At 71.1% G+C, this 20,168-nt stretch carries 18 protein-coding genes; 8 read left to right on the plus strand and 10 right to left on the minus strand.

The window, feature by feature from the left end:
• Nucleotides 1-26: 26 nt before the first annotated feature.
• Nucleotides 27-911, plus strand: coding sequence for a polysaccharide deacetylase family protein (locus ACODT5_RS42405; RefSeq protein ID WP_422524255.1), 885 nt, complete (start codon nt 27-29; stop codon nt 909-911).
• Here the strand turns inward: ACODT5_RS42405 and ACODT5_RS42410 are convergent.
• From ACODT5_RS42410 to ACODT5_RS42425, 4 genes are read right to left on the minus strand one after another with little or no spacing between them, the layout of a single operon-like run.
• Nucleotides 902-2,335 (minus strand): FtsW/RodA/SpoVE family cell cycle protein, encoded by a 1,434-nt coding sequence (locus ACODT5_RS42410; RefSeq protein ID WP_422524256.1) that lies wholly within the window; start codon nt 2,333-2,335, stop codon nt 902-904. The genes ACODT5_RS42405 and ACODT5_RS42410 overlap by 10 nt on opposite strands.
• A complete protein-coding gene (locus tag ACODT5_RS42415; protein ID WP_422524257.1) occupies nt 2,323-3,588 on the minus strand; it encodes an LCP family protein in 1,266 nt (421 codons plus the stop codon). The genes ACODT5_RS42410 and ACODT5_RS42415 overlap by 13 nt, the downstream gene beginning before the upstream one ends.
• A 57-nt stretch (nt 3,589-3,645) precedes the next feature.
• A complete protein-coding gene (locus tag ACODT5_RS42420) occupies nt 3,646-5,034 on the minus strand; it encodes a sensor histidine kinase (protein WP_422524258.1) in 1,389 nt (462 codons plus the stop codon).
• A complete protein-coding gene (locus ACODT5_RS42425; protein ID WP_422524259.1) occupies nt 5,027-5,722 on the minus strand; it encodes a response regulator transcription factor in 696 nt (231 codons plus the stop codon). The genes ACODT5_RS42420 and ACODT5_RS42425 overlap by 8 nt, the downstream gene beginning before the upstream one ends.
• Nucleotides 5,723-6,342: 620 nt before the next feature.
• Between ACODT5_RS42425 and groES the strand changes: the two genes are divergently transcribed.
• Both groES and groL read left to right on the plus strand, forming a co-directional pair.
• Nucleotides 6,343-6,651, plus strand: coding sequence for a co-chaperone GroES (gene groES / locus ACODT5_RS42430; protein ID WP_008739621.1), 309 nt, complete (start codon nt 6,343-6,345; stop codon nt 6,649-6,651).
• 136 nt (nt 6,652-6,787) lie between these two features.
• Nucleotides 6,788-8,419, plus strand: a complete 1,632-nt coding sequence (gene groL, locus ACODT5_RS42435; RefSeq protein ID WP_327254515.1) for a chaperonin GroEL — start codon at nt 6,788-6,790, stop codon at nt 8,417-8,419.
• A gap of 122 nt (nt 8,420-8,541) precedes the next feature.
• Here groL and ACODT5_RS42440 read toward each other — a convergent pair whose 3' ends face one another.
• The 3 genes from ACODT5_RS42440 to ACODT5_RS42450 form a co-directional block, all read right to left on the minus strand.
• Nucleotides 8,542-9,231, minus strand: coding sequence for an ester cyclase (locus tag ACODT5_RS42440; RefSeq protein ID WP_422524260.1), 690 nt, complete (start codon nt 9,229-9,231; stop codon nt 8,542-8,544).
• Nucleotides 9,232-9,321: 90 nt separating this feature from the next.
• On the minus strand, nt 9,322-10,095 hold the full coding sequence (locus ACODT5_RS42445) for an SDR family NAD(P)-dependent oxidoreductase (RefSeq protein WP_422524261.1): 774 nt from the start codon (nt 10,093-10,095) through the stop codon (nt 9,322-9,324).
• Between the two features lie 9 nt (nt 10,096-10,104).
• Nucleotides 10,105-10,782: an MOSC domain-containing protein gene (locus ACODT5_RS42450; RefSeq protein ID WP_422524262.1), complete on the minus strand. Its 678-nt coding sequence runs from the start codon at nt 10,780-10,782 to the stop codon at nt 10,105-10,107.
• Nucleotides 10,783-10,861: 79 nt separating this feature from the next.
• On the opposite strand from ACODT5_RS42450, the gene ACODT5_RS42455 reads away from it, so the two are divergent.
• A complete protein-coding gene (locus tag ACODT5_RS42455; RefSeq protein WP_422524263.1) occupies nt 10,862-11,761 on the plus strand; it encodes a LysR family transcriptional regulator in 900 nt (299 codons plus the stop codon).
• 312 nt (nt 11,762-12,073) lie between these two features.
• On the opposite strand, the gene ACODT5_RS42460 is transcribed toward ACODT5_RS42455, so the two are convergent.
• The gene (locus ACODT5_RS42460; RefSeq protein WP_266905387.1) at nt 12,074-12,409 is read right to left on the minus strand and encodes a WhiB family transcriptional regulator; all 336 of its coding nucleotides are present in this window, start codon (nt 12,407-12,409) and stop codon (nt 12,074-12,076) included.
• A gap of 379 nt (nt 12,410-12,788) precedes the next feature.
• On the opposite strand from ACODT5_RS42460, the gene ACODT5_RS42465 reads away from it, so the two are divergent.
• The 4 genes from ACODT5_RS42465 to ACODT5_RS42480 all read left to right on the plus strand — a co-directional run bounded on the left by ACODT5_RS42465 (nt 12,789) and on the right by ACODT5_RS42480 (nt 17,345).
• Entirely contained in the window at nt 12,789-13,400 is a 612-nt protein-coding gene (locus ACODT5_RS42465) for a response regulator transcription factor (RefSeq protein ID WP_003948568.1), read from the plus strand.
• Between the two features lie 370 nt (nt 13,401-13,770).
• A complete protein-coding gene (locus ACODT5_RS42470; protein ID WP_422524264.1) occupies nt 13,771-14,433 on the plus strand; it encodes a sigma-70 family RNA polymerase sigma factor in 663 nt (220 codons plus the stop codon).
• Nucleotides 14,434-14,558: 125 nt separating this feature from the next.
• Nucleotides 14,559-16,064: an IMP dehydrogenase gene (gene guaB / locus ACODT5_RS42475; protein ID WP_327254520.1), complete on the plus strand. Its 1,506-nt coding sequence runs from the start codon at nt 14,559-14,561 to the stop codon at nt 16,062-16,064.
• Between the two features lie 156 nt (nt 16,065-16,220).
• Nucleotides 16,221-17,345: a GuaB3 family IMP dehydrogenase-related protein gene (locus tag ACODT5_RS42480; RefSeq protein ID WP_422524265.1), complete on the plus strand. Its 1,125-nt coding sequence runs from the start codon at nt 16,221-16,223 to the stop codon at nt 17,343-17,345.
• Between the two features lie 78 nt (nt 17,346-17,423).
• Here the strand turns inward: ACODT5_RS42480 and ACODT5_RS42485 are convergent, their stop codons facing one another.
• Complete coding sequence (locus tag ACODT5_RS42485; protein WP_422524266.1) at nt 17,424-19,100, minus strand: M16 family metallopeptidase; 1,677 nt, start codon at nt 19,098-19,100, stop codon at nt 17,424-17,426.
• Nucleotides 19,101-19,108: 8 nt separating this feature from the next.
• A complete protein-coding gene (locus tag ACODT5_RS42490; protein WP_422524267.1) occupies nt 19,109-20,071 on the minus strand; it encodes a hypothetical protein in 963 nt (320 codons plus the stop codon).
• Nucleotides 20,072-20,168 lie beyond the last annotated feature (97 nt).

Raw genomic sequence — 20,168 nt, forward strand, 5'->3', positions numbered from 1 at the left:
GGCCAGGGTTTCCCAGGAGGAAACAAGTGAAGCTCCCGCGCCGGTTCGTAGCCGGAACGCTGACGGCCGGCGCGCTCGCGCTGTCCCTGACGGGGTGCGGGGACAGCGTGGACCCCATCGAGAGGCTGGGGCGCAAGACCACGGAGGCCAGGGCGACCCCGTCGCCCTCGGTGGTGGACTCCCCCTCCGCGGTGACCCAGGGATCGACGGCCGCGGCGGACGAGGCGTACAAGAAGTGGGGCCTCAGCGGCCCCCTCCAGTACGCGCCCAAGCCCGCCGTCAAACCCCGGATCGCCCCGGCCGGGGCGGGGCGGGTCCAGGTCGTCGACCGAATACCCGTCCCGGCGGACGACAAGGTCGTCTTCCTGACGTTCGACGACGGCGCCGAGAAGAGCCCCGAGTTCCTCAAGATGGCCGCCGATCTGAAACTGCCGATCAGCATGTTCCTGACGGACAACATCGCCTCGTCGGACTACGGCCACTTCGAAAAGCTCCGCGACAACGGCTCCGACAGCACGATAAACAACCACACCCTGACGCACCCGAACCTGCGCACCCTGTCCTTCGAGGGACAGAAGAAGGAGATATGCGGGCAGCAGGAACGCCTGGAGAAGCGCTTCGGCAAGCGGCCGACGCTCTTCCGCCCGCCGTACGGCAATCACAACGACGACACCCTCAGGGCCGCGCACGAGTGCGGGATATCCCAGCTCCTCCTGTGGCGCGTGTCGATGCAGATCAACAATTTCCAGTACGCCGAGGGCAACGCCCTCAAACCGGGTGACATCATCCTGGCCCACTTCCGCGGCCCCTCGGAGCTGAAGGGCACGACGGAGACCGAGATGACGACCCGGATGCTCCGGCGGATACAGGAGCAGGGCTACCGGATCGGCCGCCTGGAGGACTACCTGTAAGACGCGGCGGGGTGGGGCTCGGGTCCGGCCGGTGGTGTGAGTGTCGGGGTGATCGTCGTTTCCGCCGGGCCCCGGGCGTCCGCCTCGCGCTGTCTCTCGGTGCTGTCGGAGATGCGCAGCAGCAGGGCGATCATGATCCAGTTGGCCAGGAGGGACGAGCCGCCCGCGGCCAGGAAGGGCAGGGCCTTGCCCGTCAGGGGGATCAGCCCCGTGACGCCGCCGGCCACGATGAAGACCTGGAGGGCCAGGGCGGACGACAGGCCCACCGCCAGCAGCTTGCCGAAGGGGTCGCGGGCGCCCAGTGCCATCCGCAGCCCGCGCTGCACGAGGAGCGCGTAGAGGATCAGGACGGCCATGACCCCGGCCAGGCCGAGCTCCTCGCCCACCGTCGTCAGGATGAAGTCGCTGCGGCCCGCGAACTTGATCAGCTCGGGATGGCCCATGCCGAGGCCCGTGCCGGAGATGCCGCCCGTGCCGAAGCTGAACAGCGCCTGCGCCGACTGGTCCGAGACGACGCCCGGCGGCCGGTCCTTCCAGTAGTACGACAGCGGGTTCAGCCAGGCGGCCACGCGGGCCTTGACGTGCGGCTCCGTCGTGCCCACGACGAAGGCGCCCGCCGAGGCGAGCACCAGGCCGACGACGATCCAGCTGGTGCGTTCCGTGGCCACGTAGAGCATGACCACGAAGACGCCGAAGAAGAGCAGCGAGGTGCCGAGGTCGCGCTCGAAGACCAGCACCATCAGCGAGACGATCCACACCGTGATGAGGGGGCCGAGCTGGCGCATCGGCGGCAGCCGCATGCCCAGGAACTTGCGGCCCGACAGGGCCAGCGCATCGCGGTGGATCACCAGGTAGCCCGCGAAGAAGACCGCGATCATGATCTTCACGAACTCGCCGGGCTGGACCGAGAGCGCGCCGAACTTGATCCAGCGCTTCGCCCCGTAGGTGTCCGCGCCGAAGAAGGCGGGCGCGATCAGCGCCACCAGCGCGACGACCATCGTGATGTAGATGAACCGCTGGAGCAGCCGGTGGTCGCGCAGCAGCCCCAGCACCGCGATGCAGACCGCGACGCCGATCACCGTCCACATCAGCTGGCCGGGCGCCACCGCTTCGGAGTTGTACCGCTCGATGTACCCCTGGTCGAGGCGGTGCAGCAGCACCAGCCCCAGCCCGGTCAGCAGCAGGGCCAGCGGGAAGACCAGCGGATCCGCGTACGCCGCGAACCGGCGCACGGCCAGGTGTCCGACCAGCGCGAGCAGCGTCATGCTGACCACGAAGCCGGTGAGACCGCTCGGCAGCTCGTCGTTCATCGCGAGGCCGGCGCTGATGTGGCCGGAAATGGTCACCGCGAGGACGAGGACGAGCAGCAGTGCTTCCGTGCGGCGGCGCGCGCCCGCCGTGGTCAGGGGCTTCAGTCCACGCACGGGACGCCGCCGCCGTCGATGGCGGGGGCTGCGCTGCCGCTCCGGGACGGTGAGGGGGCGGGCGCGGAGCTCCGGGGGGAGCCCGGGGCGGAGCCCTGGGGTGCGGAGGGAGTGCCCGGTGAGGAGGGAGCGGCGCCGGGTGCGCTCGGGCTCGCAGTGGCCCCGGGCCCGATCCGCTCGGCTATGAACCGCTTTATCTTCATATCGTCTACGACGTTTATCTCGGCGTCATGGTTCCTCCCGAAGCCCTCGATGGGAAGGGTCACAAACTCCACGTTGCCCCCGGACAGGTTCTTCGCCTGCTTCACGAACGACAGCAGGTCCCACCCCTGATCGGTGACGACGTCCTGCTTCGCCGCGTCGATCAGCTTCATCAGCTTCACCGGATCGGTGAAGGTCCCGGCCTGGTTCAGCTTGTACGTGGCCCCCGCCAGGAACGCCTGCTGCCGCTTCGTCCGGTCCAGGTCGCCCATGGTCAGGCCGTGCCGCTGCCGTACGAAGGCCAGCGACTGCTGCCCGTCGAGCGTCTGGCGCCCCGCCGGGAAGTCGGCCCCGGAGTATCGGTCCTTCACCGCCTTCTTCAGGCACACCGGTACGCCGCCCAGCGCCCTCGCGAGCTGGTAGAAACCGGCCAGGTTCAGCTCGGCGAAGTGGTCGATCGGCACGCCCAGGAAGGTGCGCACCGTCTCCAGCTCCGCCTTGCGGCCCGCCTCGCGCCCCTCGCGCTCCAGCTGCCGCGGGTCCTTGACCCCCTTGGCGGCGAGCTGCTCCTCCACCTTGGCCTTCGCCCGCCCGTAGGCCTCCTTGATCTTGGCCTTGCCGGTGAATCCGGGCACGCCGTGCAGCTCGACGAAGTCGTCGCGCGGCACCGAGAAGGCCTTCGCCCTGCTCCCGTCGCCGGGGACGTGCAGAAGGATCAGGGTGTTGGTGTTGTAGCCGCCGACGTCGGAGCTCGCGCCCGCGTGCAGCTTGTCGAGGACCGCCGGGGGGAGGTCCTCGCCGTTCTGGTCCCGGCGGCTGTCCAGGCCCATCAGCAGGATGTTCACATCGCCGTACTTCGACTTCTCGGCACCCTCCAGGGCCTTGGAGCTGCCGATGCTGGAGGCGAGGTCGTCGTACAGGTACCAGGCGGTCGCCCCCACGAGCACCGCCAGCGCGCAGCCGGACGCCAGCAGGGTGCGGGTGAGCCTGCGGCGGCGGGACGCGGACACCGGGGACTTCGGTTCACGGGTCTTCCTGCGGTGGGCGCTCATGCCTGTCGATGGTGGGGGAGCGGTGCTGAAGGAACCCTGAGGGTCCTGAAGGCGCCTTCAGGGACGGGTCGCGCCGGGCACGCGCAGCACCAGCCGGGCGCCTCCGGCGGGCGCCGGGAGCGCGCGGACCTCACCGCCGTGCGCCCGGGCGATCTCCCGGGCGATGGCCAGCCCCAGGCCGGTGCCGCCGCCGGCCCGGCCCCGGTCCGCGTCCAGGCGTACGAACCGCTCGAAGACCCGGTCCCGGTCGGCCTCCGGGATGCCCGGCCCGTCGTCCGTGACCTCCAGCAGTGCCCAGCCGTCCTCGGCCGAGGCCCGGACCACGACCCCGGTACGGGCGTACCGCAGGGCGTTGTCCACCAGGTTGGCCAGCGCCCGCTCCAGCCGCGCCGGATCCCCGGCGGCCGGTACGGGAGCCCGCGCGTCCAGCCGTAGCGGAACCCGGGTCTCCGGGCGCCGCGCCACGTCCTCGGCGGCCAGCAGCGCGAGGTCCACCGGCTCGGTGCGCGGCGCGGGCCCGCCGTCGAGGCGGGCCAGCAGGAGCAGGTCGGCCGCGATGGCCTGCAGCCGCTCGGTATCGGCCAGCGCGGCCGCCACCGACTCCCGGTCGGGGTCCCGCAGCGCCACCTCCAGCCGGGACCGGACGGCCGCGAGGGGGTTGCGCAGCTCGTGCGAGGCGTCGGCGGTGAACTGCCGCTGCCGGGCGTGGCTGCGCTCCAGCCGGTCGAGCGTGTCGTTGACCGTCCGGGCCAGCTGCGCGATCTCGTCGGCGCCGCCCGGGTCCGGGACCCGCCGGTCCAGCTCGCTCCCGGTGACCGCCGCCAGCCCGGTGCGGATCGCGGTGACCGGGCGCAGCGCGTGGCCCGTCACCCACCAGGCCAGGGCCGCCGAGAAGACGATCAGCGGGGGCGCGCCGGCCAGCAGGCCGAGCGCGACGGCCCGGTTGGCGTCGTCGACGTCGCCGAGCACGGTCGCGGCGTAGACGGTGTGCGGGTCGTGCGCCCCCGGCGGGCCGGGCGCGTCCACGGCGACCACCACGCGCCGCTGTGCGCCGGGGCGCGCGGGCGGCAGGACGGCCGACCGCACGTCCTGGCCGGGCGCGGGGCTCAGCTCCGTCAGCTCCGGGGTGTCCTTCAGATCCCCGCTGGTGGCCACGACCGTCCCGGCCGCGTTCCGTACGAGGACCAGGTCGACCCCGCCCTCGGGCGCGGGCAGCCGGCCCCCGGCCGGGAGGCTCCCGGTGTCGTACTGGGCGGCGACCTTGCGGGCGGCGAGCTCGGTGCGGCCGGTGGTGTTCTCGATGAGGTTGGCGCGCAGCAGGGTGTAGAGCCACAGCCCGCCGGCGGCCAGGACGGCCGCCATCGCGAGGGCGGCGGCCGCGGCGGCGCGGGTGCGCAGGCTGCCGAGGCGGCGGGGCCGCCGGGGCTTCGGCCCCGGCTCAGCCACCGTCCGGGGCCATCCGGTAGCCGGTGCCGTGCACGGTGAGGATCGAGCGGCGGCCGAAGGGGGCGTCGATCTTGCGGCGGAGCGAGGAGACGTAGACCTCGACGATGTTCGGGTCGATGCCGTGCGGGGTGTCCCAGACCTCGTCGAGGATGTCCTGCTTGGCGACGGCCCGGCCGGGCTGCTCCATCAGGCAGCCCAGGACGCCGAGCTCACGGGCGGTCAGCTCGATCTCGTGGGCGCCGCGGCGGCAACGGCGGCCGCGGGGATCGAGGACGAGGTCGCCGGCCTGCAGGACGCCGGTCCGGGCGGCGTCGCCGGCGGCGGCGGTGGCGCGGCGGGTGAGGGCGCGGAGGCGGGCGGCGAGGACGACGAAGGAGAACGGTTTCGTCAGGTAGTCGTCCGCGCCCGAGTCCAGGCCCTCGGCCTCGTCGTACTCGCCGTCCCTGGCGGTCAGCATCAGCACGGGCGTGGCTACGCCGTGGGAACGCATCCGGGTGCAGATCTCGTAGCCCGAGAGGCCGGGGAGCATCAGGTCGAGGAGGACCACGTCGTACGGGCCTCCCGTGAGGGCCAGGTCCAGGCCGCGGTGGCCGTCGTGGGCGAGGTCGATCCAGTGGCCGTCGGCGGAGAGGCCGCGCCGCAGTGAATCGGCGAGGCTGACTTCGTCTTCGACGACCAGGATCCGCATGCCCCAAGCCTCACATACCGGGCAACAGTCCTTCTTGACGCCGAGCTCGCACCGCTGCGCGGGCTTCACCCCGCTGCGCCGGACTCCGTCCGGCGGTGGCCGGCCGGACCGCTCGCCACCGCCGTCCCGGCGCGGGGCCCCGTGGGCGGGTGCGGCTGGGTCTGCCCTGCGGGGCGGAGTTCCCCTACCCGCCCTTCGCCCGTTCCCCGGGCGCTGCCCGGACCCGCGCCTCAAACGCCGGCGGGGCTGGGTATGCCCCGGGCTCTGCCCGGGCCCGGTCCTCAGGCGCCGGACGGCTGGATCGGTGCGTGCGGGCTGGATTGCCCGTAGGGCAATTTCAGCCCCGCCGGCGTTTGAGGCGCAGGGGTCCGGGGACGGGTCCCCGGCAGTGGTGGCGCGCGTGGAACGGGGGCATCCAGGCGGCCAAGGCTGCGAAACCAGCGGCGCGTATTGGCACTCCGCTTGACCGAGTGCTAATCCCCGGAATAGTCTCGCATCTGGCACTCGCCCCTGGTGAGTGCCAACACGGCGACAGGCAGATCCGGCACCCGCGACGACGGATCGACATGGTCGCCACCTCAGACAATTAACCCCGGATCTCCGAAGCGGAAGGTCAGATCGTGACGACCACCAGCTCCAAGGTTGCCATCAAGCCGCTCGAGGACCGCATTGTGGTCCAGCCGCTCGACGCCGAGCAGACCACGGCCTCTGGCCTGGTCATCCCGGACACCGCGAAGGAGAAGCCCCAGGAGGGCGTCGTCCTCGCCGTGGGTCCGGGTCGCTTCGAGGACGGCCAGCGTCTCCCGCTGGACGTCACCGTCGGCGACGTCGTCCTGTACTCCAAGTACGGCGGCACCGAAGTGAAGTACAACGGCGAGGAGTACCTCGTCCTCTCGGCCCGCGACGTGCTCGCGATCGTCGAGAAGTAATCACTTCTCCAGTTTTGCTTTGAGCTACGCCCCTGGTCACCCCTGCTGATGCCGGGCGGCGAGGGGCGTAGCTCGTTCTAGACAGGCGGTCGCGGTGAGCGGCCGGGGATAGCAACGAGAGGGCTGAACCGCTCCCATGCCGAAGATTCTCAAGTTTGACGAGGACGCCCGTCGCGCCCTTGAGCGTGGCGTCAACAAGCTTGCCGACACCGTGAAGGTGACGATCGGTCCCAAGGGCCGCAACGTCGTCATCGACAAGAAGTTCGGCGCTCCCACCATCACGAACGACGGTGTCACCATCGCGCGTGAGGTCGAGCTCGACGACCCGTACGAGAACCTTGGCGCGCAGCTCGTCAAGGAGGTCGCGACCAAGACCAACGACGTCGCGGGTGACGGCACCACCACCGCCACCGTCCTGGCGCAGGCGCTGGTCCGCGAGGGTCTGCGCAACGTCGCCGCGGGTGCTTCCCCGGCCGCCCTGAAGAAGGGCATCGACGCCGCGGTCAAGGCCGTGTCCGAGGAGCTCCTCGCGACCGCCCGTCCGATCGAGGACAAGTCCGACATCGCCGCCGTGGCCGCGCTCTCCGCGCAGGACCAGCAGGTCGGTGACCTCATCGCCGAGGCGATGGACAAGGTCGGCAAGGACGGTGTCATCACCGTCGAGGAGTCCAACGCCTTCGGCCTGGAGCTCGAGTTCACCGAGGGCATGGCCTTCGACAAGGGCTACCTGTCCCCGTACATGGTCTCCGACCAGGAGCGTATGGAGGCCATCCTCGATGACCCGTACATCCTGATCAACCAGGGCAAGATCTCCTCCATCCAGGACCTCCTGCCGCTGCTCGAGAAGGTCATCCAGGCCGGCGCCTCCAAGCCGCTCCTGATCATCGCCGAGGACGTCGAGGGCGAGGCGCTCTCCACCCTCGTCGTCAACAAGATCCGTGGCACCTTCAACGCCGTCGCCGTCAAGGCGCCCGGTTTCGGTGACCGCCGCAAGGCGATGCTGCAGGACATGGCCACCCTCACCGGTGCCACCGTCATCGCCGAGGAGGTCGGCCTCAAGCTCGACCAGGCCGGTCTGGACGTACTGGGCTCCGCCCGCCGCGTCACGATCTCCAAGGACAGCACCACCATCGTCGACGGTGGCGGCTCTTCCGACGAGGTCCTCGGCCGCGTCAACCAGATCAAGGCCGAGATCGAGTCCACCGACTCGGACTGGGACCGCGAGAAGCTGCAGGAGCGCCTGGCGAAGCTCGCCGGCGGCGTCTGCGTCATCAAGGTCGGCGCCGCCACCGAGGTGGAGCTCAAGGAGAAGAAGCACCGTCTCGAGGACGCCATCTCGGCGACCCGCGCCGCGGTCGAGGAGGGCATCGTCTCCGGCGGTGGCTCCGCTCTCGTCCACGCCGTGAAGGTGCTGGAAGGCAACCTCGGCCTGTCGGGCGACGAGGCCACCGGTGTCGCGGTCGTGCGCCGCGCCGCCGTCGAGCCGCTGCGCTGGATCGCGGAGAACGCCGGCCTCGAGGGCTACGTCATCACCGCGAAGGTCGCCGAGCTCGAGAAGGGCCAGGGCTTCAACGCCGCCACCGGCGAGTACGGCGACCTGGTCAAGGCCGGCGTCATCGACCCGGTCAAGGTCACCCGCTCCGCGCTGGAGAACGCCGCTTCCATCGCGTCGCTGCTGCTCACGACCGAGACCCTGGTCGTCGAGAAGCCGGCCGACGACGAGGGCGACGCCGGTCACGGCCACGGTGGCCACGGCCACAGCCACTGACCTCGCCAGTAAGCACGGCAAGTAAGCACGGCAAAGCCCCGGTCACCGCTGCCAAGCGGTGGTGACCGGGGCTTTCCCGTGTGCCGGGGCCGCAGGCACTGCGGTCGGTGGGTGGTGGGTGGCTACATCGCGCCCAGTTCCTTCATGAGGCGCATGGCGTCGTAGTGCCACCAGCCTTCCTTGAGCATGCCGTCCTCGCACCGGAAGACCGTCGTGCCGGTCATCGTGCAGGTCTTGCCGGTCGGGGCGATCCCCATGAACTCGCCCTTGTGGGTGCCGGTCCAGGTCCACAGGGTCGTGACGTAGTCGTCCTGTGCCATCTGGGCGTCGCGGGTGAAGCTGAAGTCGAAGGCGCCGCGCCACATCGTGACGTCCTCGCGGATGCCCTCGCGCCCGATCTTGTCCACGGGGTTGCTGATGTCGTGGTCGTGGTAGTCGGCCGCGACGATCTCGTCGGCGACGGACATGTCGCCCTTCGTCACGACCTCGTCGTACAGCCGGTTCACGAGCAGGGTGTTGAGGTGCTCGTCCCGTACGACGTCCAGGTTGGTGAACTTGGGCATCCCTTCGCAGAGGGCCACCATCTCCTGGAACATCCGGTCGGTCTCCGGGAGTTGAGAGTTCTTCATGGCGGCTTCGTACGACGGGAACTCGACGACGTCGACGTAGTGGGTCTTGGAGTCACGGTCCTGCGCGACACGGCTGGCGAGGACCGTACGCCTGCCCTGAGTCTGCTCCACGTAGCGGTCGAGGAGATCGTTGACCGCCTCGGGCTGGGTGGTTTCGTAATCGACTATCTGTACGAATGTCATGGCGTCTCCCGCGCTGGATGGGACACATTCAGTCTAGGGAGATTTCACCCATATGCCTCGTTTACCCACTGGTCACCGCGCGCGGCCTGGTCACTGGGGCCCGTACTTGCGCCCCGTACGCGAGGACATCCCGCCCAGCAGCCCCCGCGGGGTCAGCTTCACCACGCCCATCAGCGCCTTGTACCGCGGGTCCGGGATCGACACCGTCCTGCCCCGTGCCAGATCGGCCAGGGCCGCCGCCACCAGCTTGTCGGCGTCGAGCCACATCCAGCCGGGGATGTTGTCCGTGCCCATGCCGGCCCGCTCGTGGAACTCGGTCCGCACGAAGCCCGGGCACAGCGCCATCAGCCGTACGCCCGAGCCGGTCAGGTCCTTGGCCGCGCCCTGGGTGAACTGCACGACCCAGGCCTTGCTCGCCCCGTAGGTGCCGCGCGGCAGGAAGGCGGCCACCGAGGCCACGTTGATCACGCCGCCGCGCCCGCGCGAGCGCATCGGCTCCACGGCCGCCGAGGTCAGCCGCAGCACGGCCTCGATGTGGACCTTCAGCATGGTCAGCTCGTCGGCCATGGAGACTTCGAGGTAGCGGCCCTTGTTGCCGAAGCCCGCGTTGTTCACCAGCAGGTCGACCGGGTGCTTGCGGTCGGCGAGGCGCTCCTCGACCGCCGTGATGCCCTCCTCGGTGGAGAGGTCGGCGGCCAGCACCTCGGCCTCGATCCCGTGCCGGTCGTGCAGCTCGGTGGCCTGCTCGCCGAGTCGCTTCGTGTCCCGGGCCACCAGGACGAGGTTGTGCCCCTGGGCGGCGAGCCGCCGGGCGAAGGCGGCGCCGATGCCCGCCGTGGCTCCCGTAATCAACGCAGTCGTCATAGGCGCAACCTAGTCGCCCTGCTTCCCGTACTTCTCCACGTGGGCCAGTGCCTTGTCCCGGGCCTCCGGCTCCAGCGCGTCACCGGCCGCCAGCGTGCGCGGCAGCAGCTCCCGCTCGGTGGTGAAGGCGCGGAACCAGAACTCCACCGTCACCTCGTGGTCCGGGCGGTGCACGATCTCGATGGTGTCGCCCGGGGAGACCGATCCCTCCCGCAGGACCCGCAGGTAGGCGCCCGGCCGGGCCTCCTGGGTGAACCGCTTCACCCAGGCCTTCTCGCCGAGCATCCCCTGGAAGGTCCGGCACGGGATGCGGGCCGAGGCCACCTCCAGGAGCAGGTCGGGGCCGACCCGCCAGCGCTCGCCGAGCAGCGCGCCGTTCACGTCGAGGCCGGAGGTGGTGAAGTTCTCGCCGAAGATCCCGCCGGGCAGTTCGCGGCCGAGCTCGCCCTCCCACCACTCCAGGTCCTCGCGGGCGTACGCGTACACGGCCTGGTGGTCCCCGCCGTGATGGCGCAGATGGCAGACGTCGTCCCCCTCCACGCCGCTCGCGCCGACCCCCTTGGGGCCGGGCGCGAAGACCCGTACGGGTCCCGGCACCGGAATCTTGCCGTGACCGGTCAGGCCGTCGGGGGCGTCGGTGTAGTCGACGGCCGTCGCGCGGCCCAGGTTCACGGAGATCAGATGCATGGCTCCACGCTAGCCGAACGGCCTCAAAGCGTCCGGGGATTATTCGCGCCCGCATCAAAGCACCCCTTATGCTCGAAGGGTGATCGAGGCACGCCATCTCCGAGTTCTGCGCGCTGTCGCCGGAACCGGGTCCTTCTCCGCCGCCGCCCGCGAGCTCGGCTGCACCCAGCCGGCCGTCTCCCAGCAGATGAAGGCGCTGGAGCAGTCCGCCGGCACCCCGCTGCTGATCCGCACCGGGCGCGAAATGCGCCTCACCCAGGCCGGTGAGGCGCTGGTCCGGCATGCCGCCGGGATCCTCGCCGGGCTGACGGCCGCCGAGGAGGAGGTCGCGGCCATCGCCGGGCTGCGCGCCGGCCGGGTCCGGCTGGTCTCCTTCCCCAGCGGCAGTTCCACGCTGGTGCCGACCGCGCTCGCGGCGATGCGCGCCGAGCATCCGGGGACCCGGATCTCGCTGGTCGAGGCGGAGCCGCCGCGCTCGGTGGAGATGCTGCGCGAGGGCGACTGCGATCTCGCGCTGGCCTTCCGCTACGGCGGGGCCTCCGGATCGGCGGCCGAATGGGAGGACCTCGTGGTCCGGCCGCTGCTGACCGACCGGCTCGTCGGGCTGGTGCCCGAGGGGCACCGGCTCGCGGGCGCGGAGCGGGTGGGCATGGCGGAGCTGGCCGACGAGCCCTGGATCGCGGGCTGTCCGCGCTGCCGCCGCCATCTGGTCGAAGTCTGCGAAGCCGCCGGCTTCACCCCGCGCATCGACTTCGCCACCGACGACTACCCGGCCGTGGTCGGCCTGGTCGGGGCCGGGCTCGGGGTCGCGGTGCTGCCGGAGCTCGCGGTGGAGTCCGTACGGGCTAAGGGAGTGAGCACCCTCGTCGTGGAACCGGCCGTCGAGCGGGAGGTCGTCGCGCTGACCCTGCCCGACCTGGCCCGGGTCCCGGCGGTGGCCGCGACCCTGGCCCAGCTGGAGCGGGCAGCCCGGCGCTGACGGCCCGGCGCCGACGGTCCGACACCGACGGTCCGACACCGGTGGTCCGACACCGGTGGTCCGACACCGGTGGTCCGGCGCCGACGGTCCGGCGCCGACGGTCCGACAACGGCAGCCCGGCGCTGACGGTCAGGCCATCCGGCCCATCGGCGCCGGACCCCCGGCCCCCGGACGGGGCCGCCACGCGAAGGACCGTACGGCGGTACGGCCGGTCGGGTGACGGCCCGGTCCGGTACGCGGCACACCCGGGCGTGCCGGTGCTGTGTGCCGACTCAGAGAAACGTTCCTTCGGTCGTTTCGTGTGAAGCCCGCTCAGTGCGGAGCGATCGGCGTGCTCGGTCCGATCGCGCTCGTCGCCGGGATCAGGCGATGGCGTGCGCGGCCCATCAGTTCTTCGCGTTCGTCCTCGGTGAGGCCGCCCCACACCCCGTAGGGCTCGCGGACGGCGAGTGCGTGCGCGGCGCATTCAGAACGCACCGGGCATCGCATGCAGACCTCTTTAGCCGAGGTCTCGCGCGCGCTCCTGGCCGCGCCCCGCTCGCCTTCCGGGTGGAAGAAGAGGGAGCTGTCGACCCCGCGGCAGGCAGCCAGCAGCTGCCAGTCCCAGAGGTCGGCGTTCGGTCCGGGGAGGCGGGAGAAATCTGCCATTGGTAGTCCTCTTGGTGCCGGTACTGAGGCGGATACGGTCCATGTCTCCACACCTACTGTCGTAGTAGATGTAAATATGACTCATTGGGAATCTAGCCTCAGACATGCGCCAAACGGAAGGAAAGCCGCCAAATAGGGCATACCGTCATCTGGAGGACACGCGGTGAGTGGCTCCTGCCTCGTGTTCGCTTCCTCACGTAGAGTGCCGAAGGTGTCCGTCCGACCCGTAACTCTTTCGAGTGACCATCGTTGAGAGTGCGAAGGCGGTTGAACCAAGAAGTTCTCGGACAGGTGTCCGGGAGCATCGACCGCACAGGTGACGATACGTACCAGCCTGGAGGCTCAAGGTGACGCGCATCAGCAGCTGCGGAGGGCGGTCATGACATCCGTCCTCGTCTGCGACGACTCCCCGCTTGCCCGAGAGGCGCTCCGTCGCGCGGTTGCCACCGTGCCCGGCGTCGAGCGTGTGACGACGGCTGCCAACGGCGAGGAAGTCCTCCGCCGCTGGGGTGCCGACCGTTCCGACCTGATTCTGATGGATGTACGGATGCCCGGGCTCGGCGGTGTGGAGACGGTTCGCCGGCTGCTCTCGGCCGACCCCGGCGCCCGCATCATCATGCTGACGGTCGCCGAGGACCTGGACGGCGTGGCCCTCGCGGTCGCCGCCGGCGCCCGGGGCTATCTGCACAAGGACGCCTCGCGCGCCGAACTGCGGGCCACGGTCACCCAGGCCCTCGCGGACCCGACCTGGAGGCTGGCCCCCCGCCGGCTCCGCTCGGCCGAGATGGGCGCCGCGCCCACGCTCACCGCGCGCGAGATCCAGGTGCTGGAGGGCATGAGCCACGGCCGGTCCAACGCGGAGATCGGGCGCGAGCTCTTCCTCTCCGAGGACACGGTCAAGACGCACGCCCGCCGGCTGTTCAAGAAGCTGGGTGCGTCCGACCGGGCGCACGCCGTGGCGCTCGGGTTCCGCTGGGGCCTGGTCCGCTGACCGCGCGACCGCCGGCCCTCACCGGCCGGCGGTGCCGCGGGCGGGCCGCCCCGCCCGGCTCCCCGGATCCCGTGGTCCCGACCGCCCTCCGGAATCTCCCGCCGTCCGATCCGCCGCACCCTGGTGCGCACCGGAGATTGACGGTGCACAATCCGGGGGACGTGTCGCTTCGGGCGCGATGCCGCATGCTTGAGGGTGTGGCGCATCCTGGAGATGTCGCCGCGGGGACGATTCGGCCGAGCGGGAGGGGAGGGGCCAGAGCATGAGTTCCGGTGCACCCACCCCGCACAACCCGTCGACGCATAACGCTTCGACGTACAACACGGGCCGCGGTGCCGCGAATGCCCCGGCGCCAAGGCACCATGGATTGATGCGCGACGACGAGGCCCCGGGGTCACCCGCGACCACAGGCGGCAGCGGCGCCTCCCGAAGCAGTGCCTCCAGAAACAGCGACGCCTCCCGGAACAGCGGCGACGGTACCGTCAGCGCGCTCGTACGCCGTGCGGTGGAAGGCGACGAGCAGGCCACCCACGATCTGCTCGCCTTCGTGCACCCCCTCGCCATCCGCTACTGCCGCTCCCGCCTGTCGCGACTTCCGGGTGACGCTCGTCACTTCGTGGAGGACCTGGCGCAGGAGGTCTGCGTCGCCGTGCTGATGGCCCTGCCGCGCTACCGCGACACCGGGCGCCCCTTCGAGGCCTTCGTCTTCGCCATCGCCGCGCACAAGGTCGCCGATCTCCAGCGGGCCGCCATGCGCCATCCGGGCAGTACCGCCGTGCCCTCCGACGAGATGCCGGAACGGCCCGACGACTCCCTGGGTCCTGAAGAGCGCGCGCTGCTGAGCAGTGACGCCGCCTGGGCCAAGAAGCTGCTCGCCAACCTTCCGGAGAACCAGCGCGAGCTCCTCGTCCTGCGCGTGGCCGTCGGGCTGACCGCCGAAGAGACCGGGCAGATGCTCGGAATGTCCCCCGGGGCGGTGCGCGTCGCCCAGCACCGGGCGCTGAGCCGGCTCCGTGCGCTCGCCGAGCAGTAGGCCGTACGGGGTTTTTCCCGTAGGAAGCTACGAACATTGCCCTTGATCTTGGTCGTGGAATGAGACGCGTCGGGATCCCGTTAGCATGGACATCCGCGCTGAGCAAGACCATCTTGGAAGGTGTCATGACTGTGAACGCCGACGGAGTGCCCGACAAATTCGCCACGCTCGGCCTCACTTATGACGATGTGCTGCTGCTCCCGGGGTCCTCGGACATGTCCCCGGACGCGATCGACACGTCCTCGCTCATCTCCCGCAACGTCCGTGTGAACGTCCCGCTGCTCTCCGCGGCCATGGACAAGGTCACCGAGGCCCGGATGGCCATCGCGATGGCCCGCCAGGGCGGCGTCGGCGTCCTGCACCGCAACCTCTCCATCGCCGACCAGGCCAACCAGGTCGACCTGGTCAAGCGCTCCGAGTCCGGCATGGTCACCGACCCGATCACGGTGCACCCCGACGCGACCCTGCGCGAGGCCGACGAGCTCTGCGCCAAGTTCCGGATCTCCGGCGTCCCGGTCACCGACCCGGCGGGCAAGCTGCTCGGCATCGTCACCAACCGCGACATGGCCTTCGAGTCGGACCGCAGCCGCCAGGTGCGCGAGGTCATGACCCCGATGCCGCTGGTCACGGGCAAGGTGGGCATCTCCGGCGTGGACGCCATGGAGCTGCTGCGCCGCCACAAGATCGAGAAGCTGCCGCTCGTCGACGAGGCCGGCCTCCTCAAGGGCCTCATCACGGTCAAGGACTTCGTCAAGGCCGAGAAGTACCCGAACGCCGCCAAGGACAAGGACGGCCGGCTGCTCGTCGGCGCGGCCGTCGGTGTCGCGGGCGACGCGTACGAGCGCGCCCAGGCCCTGATCGAGGCGGGCGCCGACTTCATCGTCGTCGACACCGCCCACGGTCACTCCCGACTGGTCGGCGACATGGTCTCCAAGATCAAGTCGAACTCGACGGTCGACGTCATCGGCGGCAACATCGCCACCCGCGACGGCGCCCAGGCCCTCATCGACGCCGGCTGCGACGGCATCAAGGTCGGCGTCGGCCCCGGCTCCATCTGCACCACCCGCGTCGTCGCCGGCATCGGCGTCCCGCAGGTCACCGCGATCTACGAGGCCGCGCTCGCCGCCAAGGCGGCCGGTGTGCCGGTCATCGGCGACGGCGGCCTGCAGTACTCGGGCGACATCGCGAAGGCGCTCGTCGCCGGCGCCGACACCGTGATGCTCGGCTCCCTGCTCGCGGGCTGCGAGGAGTCCCCGGGCGAGCTGCTCTTCATCAACGGCAAGCAGTTCAAGTCGTACCGCGGCATGGGCTCGCTCGGCGCGATGCAGTCCCGCGGCGACCGCAAGTCCTTCTCCAAGGACCGCTACTTCCAGGAGGGCGTGGGCGGCGACGACAAGCTCATCCCCGAGGGCATCGAGGGTCAGGTCCCGTACCGCGGCCCGCTCTCCGCGGTCGTGCACCAGCTCGTCGGCGGCCTGCGCCAGTCGATGTTCTACGTCGGCGGCCGCACGGTGCCGGAGCTCCAGGACCGGGGCCGGTTCGTCCGGATCACCTCGGCGGGGCTCAAGGAGAGCCACCCGCACGACATCCAGATGACGGTCGAGGCTCCGAACTACAGCCGCAAGGGCTGATCGCAGCAGCACCTAGGCACCATGGGAGGGGCGGGCCCGCACGGGTCCGCCCCTCCGGCGTGCCCGGTGCGTGCGTCCGTACAGCGGTCACCGGAACGCGGCGCGCCGGGGTTCGGGGATACTGGACGGGCAGACCCACAGGAAAGGCCACCACACGTGACTGAGATCGAGATCGGGCGCGGCAAGCGCGGCCGCAGGGCGTACGCGTTCGATGACATCGCCATCGTCCCCAGCCGCCGTACCCGGGACCCGAAGGAGGTCTCGATCGCCTGGCAGATCGACGCCTACCGCTTCGAGCTCCCGTTCCTGGCCGCCCCCATGGACTCGGTCGTCTCCCCGCAGACCGCCATCCGCATCGGCGAGCTCGGCGGCCTCGGCGTGCTGAACCTCGAAGGCCTGTGGACCCGGTACGAGGACCCGCAGCCGCTGCTCGACGAGATCGCGGAGCTGGACGAGGAGTCCGCCACCCGCCGTCTCCAGGAGATCTACTCCGCCCCCATCCAGGCGGACCTGATCCGCCAGCGGATCAAGGAGGTGCGCGACTCCGGCGTCGTCACCGCCGCCGCGCTCTCCCCGCAGCGCACGGCCGAGTTCTCCAAGGCCGTCGTCGACGCGGGCGTGGACATCTTCGTGATCCGCGGCACCACCGTGTCGGCGGAGCACGTCTCCGGCGCCGCCGAACCGCTGAACCTGAAGCAGTTCATCTACGAGCTCGACGTCCCGGTCATCGTGGGCGGCTGCGCCACCTACACCGCGGCCCTGCACCTGATGCGCACCGGCGCGGCCGGTGTCCTGGTCGGCTTCGGCGGCGGCGCCGCGCACACCACGCGCAACGTGCTGGGCATCCAGGTCCCGATGGCCACCGCCGTCGCCGACGTGGCCGCGGCACGCCGCGACTACATGGACGAGTCCGGCGGCCGCTACGTGCACGTCATCGCCGACGGCGGCGTGGGCTGGTCCGGCGACATCCCCAAGGCCGTCGCCTGCGGCGCCGACGCCGTGATGATGGGCTCCCCGCTGGCCCGTGCCACGGACGCGCCCGGCAGGGGCTTCCACTGGGGCATGGAGGCCGTCCACGAGGACGTGCCGCGCGGCAAGAAGGTCGACCTCGGCACGGTCGGCACCACCGAGGAGATCCTCACCGGCCCGTCGCACTCCCCGGACGGCTCGATGAACATCTTCGGCGCGCTGCGCCGCTCGATGGCCACCACCGGCTACAGCGAGCTCAAGGAGTTCCAGCGGGTCGAGGTCACCATCGCGGACTCGCAGCACAGCCGCTGACGCCCGTCCGCACCGCATGTGCCGGAGGCCCGGCTCCCCTTCGGGGGAGCCGGGCCTCCGGCGTCGTTCGGGGTGGTGTTACTGGGAGCGTTTGAAGGCGCGCATGTTGAGCAGGGTGCGCACCGTCGGGATCACGCAGAGGGCAGCGAGGGCGGCGAAGCAGCCGGTGGTGGTCCAGTCGGCCCCGGCGGGTCCCGGGGACTGGAGCTCCCCCTGGAGGAAGGCCAGCGCTATGAGGGTCGTGAGCAGCGAGAGCATCACCCAGATCCCGATGTGGGGAGCCAGCGCGGAGAGCGTGACCCGCTTCCCGGCCGGCCGGGGGATCTGCTCCGGGGTGCGGGCGGGCAGCCGCACCACCGCAGCTGCGGGCACGCTCGTGTCCAGCGGGGCCAGGTCGGCCTCGGTGATATCGAAGAGGGTGGGTTCGACGGCGAAGGTGAAGCCGTCGGCGCCGACGAGGCGGCGCCCGCCATCCGCGTGGATCTGCAGCAGCACGCAGTCCTCGTAGCGGATCGTGAGCCTGGTGTCCGGGGTGACCAGGCTGATGGCGTCCTCGGCGACCATCAGCACGGTGAGTCCGTCGCCGCGCATCGGGAAGCGGCGGCCATCGGCGAGGTCCGTGGAATCCTGCGGCGCGAGGGTCAGGCCCGCCCACTCCACGCCCCGACCGGGCACCTGCATCAGGGCGTCCGCCCACACCGCCTCGGCGACCTGCCGCAGGTCCTCGACGGTGACGGCCTCGATCTCGGCCCTGGCCTCCTGGTCCGTCAGGGGCGGGTGGCCCAGGAGGATGTCGCGGGCGCGGTCGGGCAGCAGGGCGGCCGCGGCATCCGGCAGGCCGAACCGGGAGAGCGCGGTGGCACGTATGGAGTCCAGGTCGGCCTGGGCGATCCGGCCGGCCCGGAGGGCGGCGAGGACGTCGACGAAACCGCCGACGGCCGCGTCCTGCTTCTCGGGCAGCGCGTCGGCGACGGCGGTGAGTGTCGCGAACTCGCCGTCGCGCACGGAGTAGTCGGCGGCCGCCGTGTACGAGTAGCCCCCCTTCTGCCGCAGGGACCGGAACAGCTCCTTGCCGAGCACCTCGGCGAAGAGCGAGGCCGCGGTCGAGCGCCGTACGACGGAGGTCAGGACGACCGCGCCGTCCTCGCCGGGAAAGTAGGCCGGGGTCAGCGGCAGCGCCGAGGTGGCGGCGGGGGCCGGGCGGGCGGTGCCGGAGGGCAGGGTGAGGTCCAGCCCCTCGGGCACCGTGTTGCTGGTGATCCACAGGACGGCGTTCTCGCGGGTGAACCACTCCTCGGCCCAGTCGCGCACGGCCTCCCGGGTCAGTCCGGGCAGGCCGGCTTCCGTGTAGCTCTGCAGACCGTACGACCCGGCGCCGTAGCGCCACAGGGCCGACTGGTGGCCGACTCCGCGGCTGCGGCCGGCGGCTTCGGTGCGCAGGATCTCCTTCTCGGTCTCCAGCCGTTCCATGGGCAGGTCGCGGAGGGCGGCGCAGACGCCGTTCAGGTACTCGACCACGTCCGCCGGGGTGCCGGTCACGTGGAAGTGGGTGTGGGCGGCGGCGGTGGCGCCGTTGTAGTGCAGGTCACCCAGGCCGTGCCGGTACAGGGCGAGGTGCTCCACGAGGTGGGTGATCCCACCGGTCGCGAGGGTCTCGTCGGCGCGGCCGACGCGGAAGAACAGGCCGGCGGTGACCGGGCCGGGACGGTGGGCGAGGACGGTGCGCACGCCGTCCACGGAGGTTTCGGTGATCATGGTGCTCCTCAGCCCTTCGGCAGGGCGAGCTTGCGGTGTCGGGCGAACTCGGCGACCGGGTCGCTGTCGACGTACTCCCACGGGAAGGCGCTCATCCGGTTGCCGAGGGCGCGGAAGTGCGGTGCGGCGTCGTCCCAGCGGCCCGCGAGCGAGTGCAGGGCGGCGAAGACGCTGTGGCACTCGATGGCGTGATGGCGCTCGGCGTCGAAGTCCGGGTGCAGGACGGAGTCGGCGGCGGCCCGGGTCAGCGCGGTGCGCTGCGCGGGGTCCTCCACGTACTCTTCGGCCTCGTCGTGGTCCATCCCGATGAACTCCAGCCAGCGCTCCAGCTGGACGACGGCGCCGAGGACGGCGGCGGGGGAACCGGGCCGGGCGGATTCCGCGCAGGCGTCGGCGAACCCCTGCGCGGCCTCCCACGTGCCGCCCCACTTGGGGCAGAGCCGCTGGAGCAGCTGGAACTGCCCGCCGAAATGGCCGGGGTGGTGCTCGGTGAGCCGGTCGTAGCGGCGGCGGGCCTCGCTCAGGCCGAGTTCGAGGCCGCGCGCGGTCTTCAGCCTGAGGTACCAGGCGAGGGCGTATTCGGGATGCCCGGCGCAGACCGCGATGAGCAGGCCCTCGGCGAGCCGCAGCTGCTCATGGAACCGCTGCATCCGGCCGGCCGGCACGAACCGCGCTTCGTCGCCGGTCCGGATCTGCCAGCCCATGGTGATGAGCCGGTCGGCGTACAGGGTCCGGGCCAGGGGATCGCGCGGAAGTCGCTCGGCGGTGAGCCGCAGGAACTTCTCGCTCCCCGGGGTCTCGGCGACGACCCGGGCGGCCAGGGTGCGGTCGTCCTCGTCGGGGAGCGCCTCGAAGGCGGCGGCGAGGGAGTCCCAGTCCCCGGCCAGCGCGGCCGCGCGCAGCGGTGCGAGGGCCGGGATGGCGCGTGTGGGATCGAGGAGGGGCCGTTCGGGCGGCGAGGTGACGGACACGGGCGGATCATATGATCGTTTCGCTGCGTTGCGAAAGGGAATTCTGATCTCGTTTCGGCTCCGTGTCGCACCGAATTCTTGCTGCTCAGAGGCGCAT

Source organism: Streptomyces tatrensis, from assembly GCF_049310065.1.
Classification (GTDB): Bacteria; Actinomycetota; Actinomycetes; order Streptomycetales; family Streptomycetaceae; genus Streptomyces.

Excerpts from the sequence above, each read along its gene's own strand:
- ACODT5_RS42415 (WP_422524257.1), bottom strand. The coding sequence starts at position 3,588 with ATGAGCGCCCACCGCAGGAAGACCCGTGAACCGAAGTCCCCGGTGTCC.
- ACODT5_RS42425 (WP_422524259.1), bottom strand. The coding sequence starts at position 5,722 with ATGCGGATCCTGGTCGTCGAAGACGAAGTCAGCCTCGCCGATTCACTG.
- groL (WP_327254515.1), top strand. The coding sequence starts at position 6,788 with ATGCCGAAGATTCTCAAGTTTGACGAGGACGCCCGTCGCGCCCTTGAG.
- ACODT5_RS42440 (WP_422524260.1), bottom strand. The coding sequence starts at position 9,231 with ATGACATTCGTACAGATAGTCGATTACGAAACCACCCAGCCCGAGGCG.
- ACODT5_RS42445 (WP_422524261.1), bottom strand. The coding sequence starts at position 10,095 with ATGACGACTGCGTTGATTACGGGAGCCACGGCGGGCATCGGCGCCGCC.
- ACODT5_RS42450 (WP_422524262.1), bottom strand. The coding sequence starts at position 10,782 with ATGCATCTGATCTCCGTGAACCTGGGCCGCGCGACGGCCGTCGACTAC.
- ACODT5_RS42460 (WP_266905387.1), bottom strand. The coding sequence starts at position 12,409 with ATGGCAGATTTCTCCCGCCTCCCCGGACCGAACGCCGACCTCTGGGAC.
- ACODT5_RS42465 (WP_003948568.1), top strand. The coding sequence starts at position 12,789 with ATGACATCCGTCCTCGTCTGCGACGACTCCCCGCTTGCCCGAGAGGCG.
- ACODT5_RS42470 (WP_422524264.1), top strand. The coding sequence starts at position 13,771 with ATGCGCGACGACGAGGCCCCGGGGTCACCCGCGACCACAGGCGGCAGC.
- guaB (WP_327254520.1), top strand. The coding sequence starts at position 14,559 with ATGACTGTGAACGCCGACGGAGTGCCCGACAAATTCGCCACGCTCGGC.
- ACODT5_RS42485 (WP_422524266.1), bottom strand. The coding sequence starts at position 19,100 with ATGATCACCGAAACCTCCGTGGACGGCGTGCGCACCGTCCTCGCCCAC.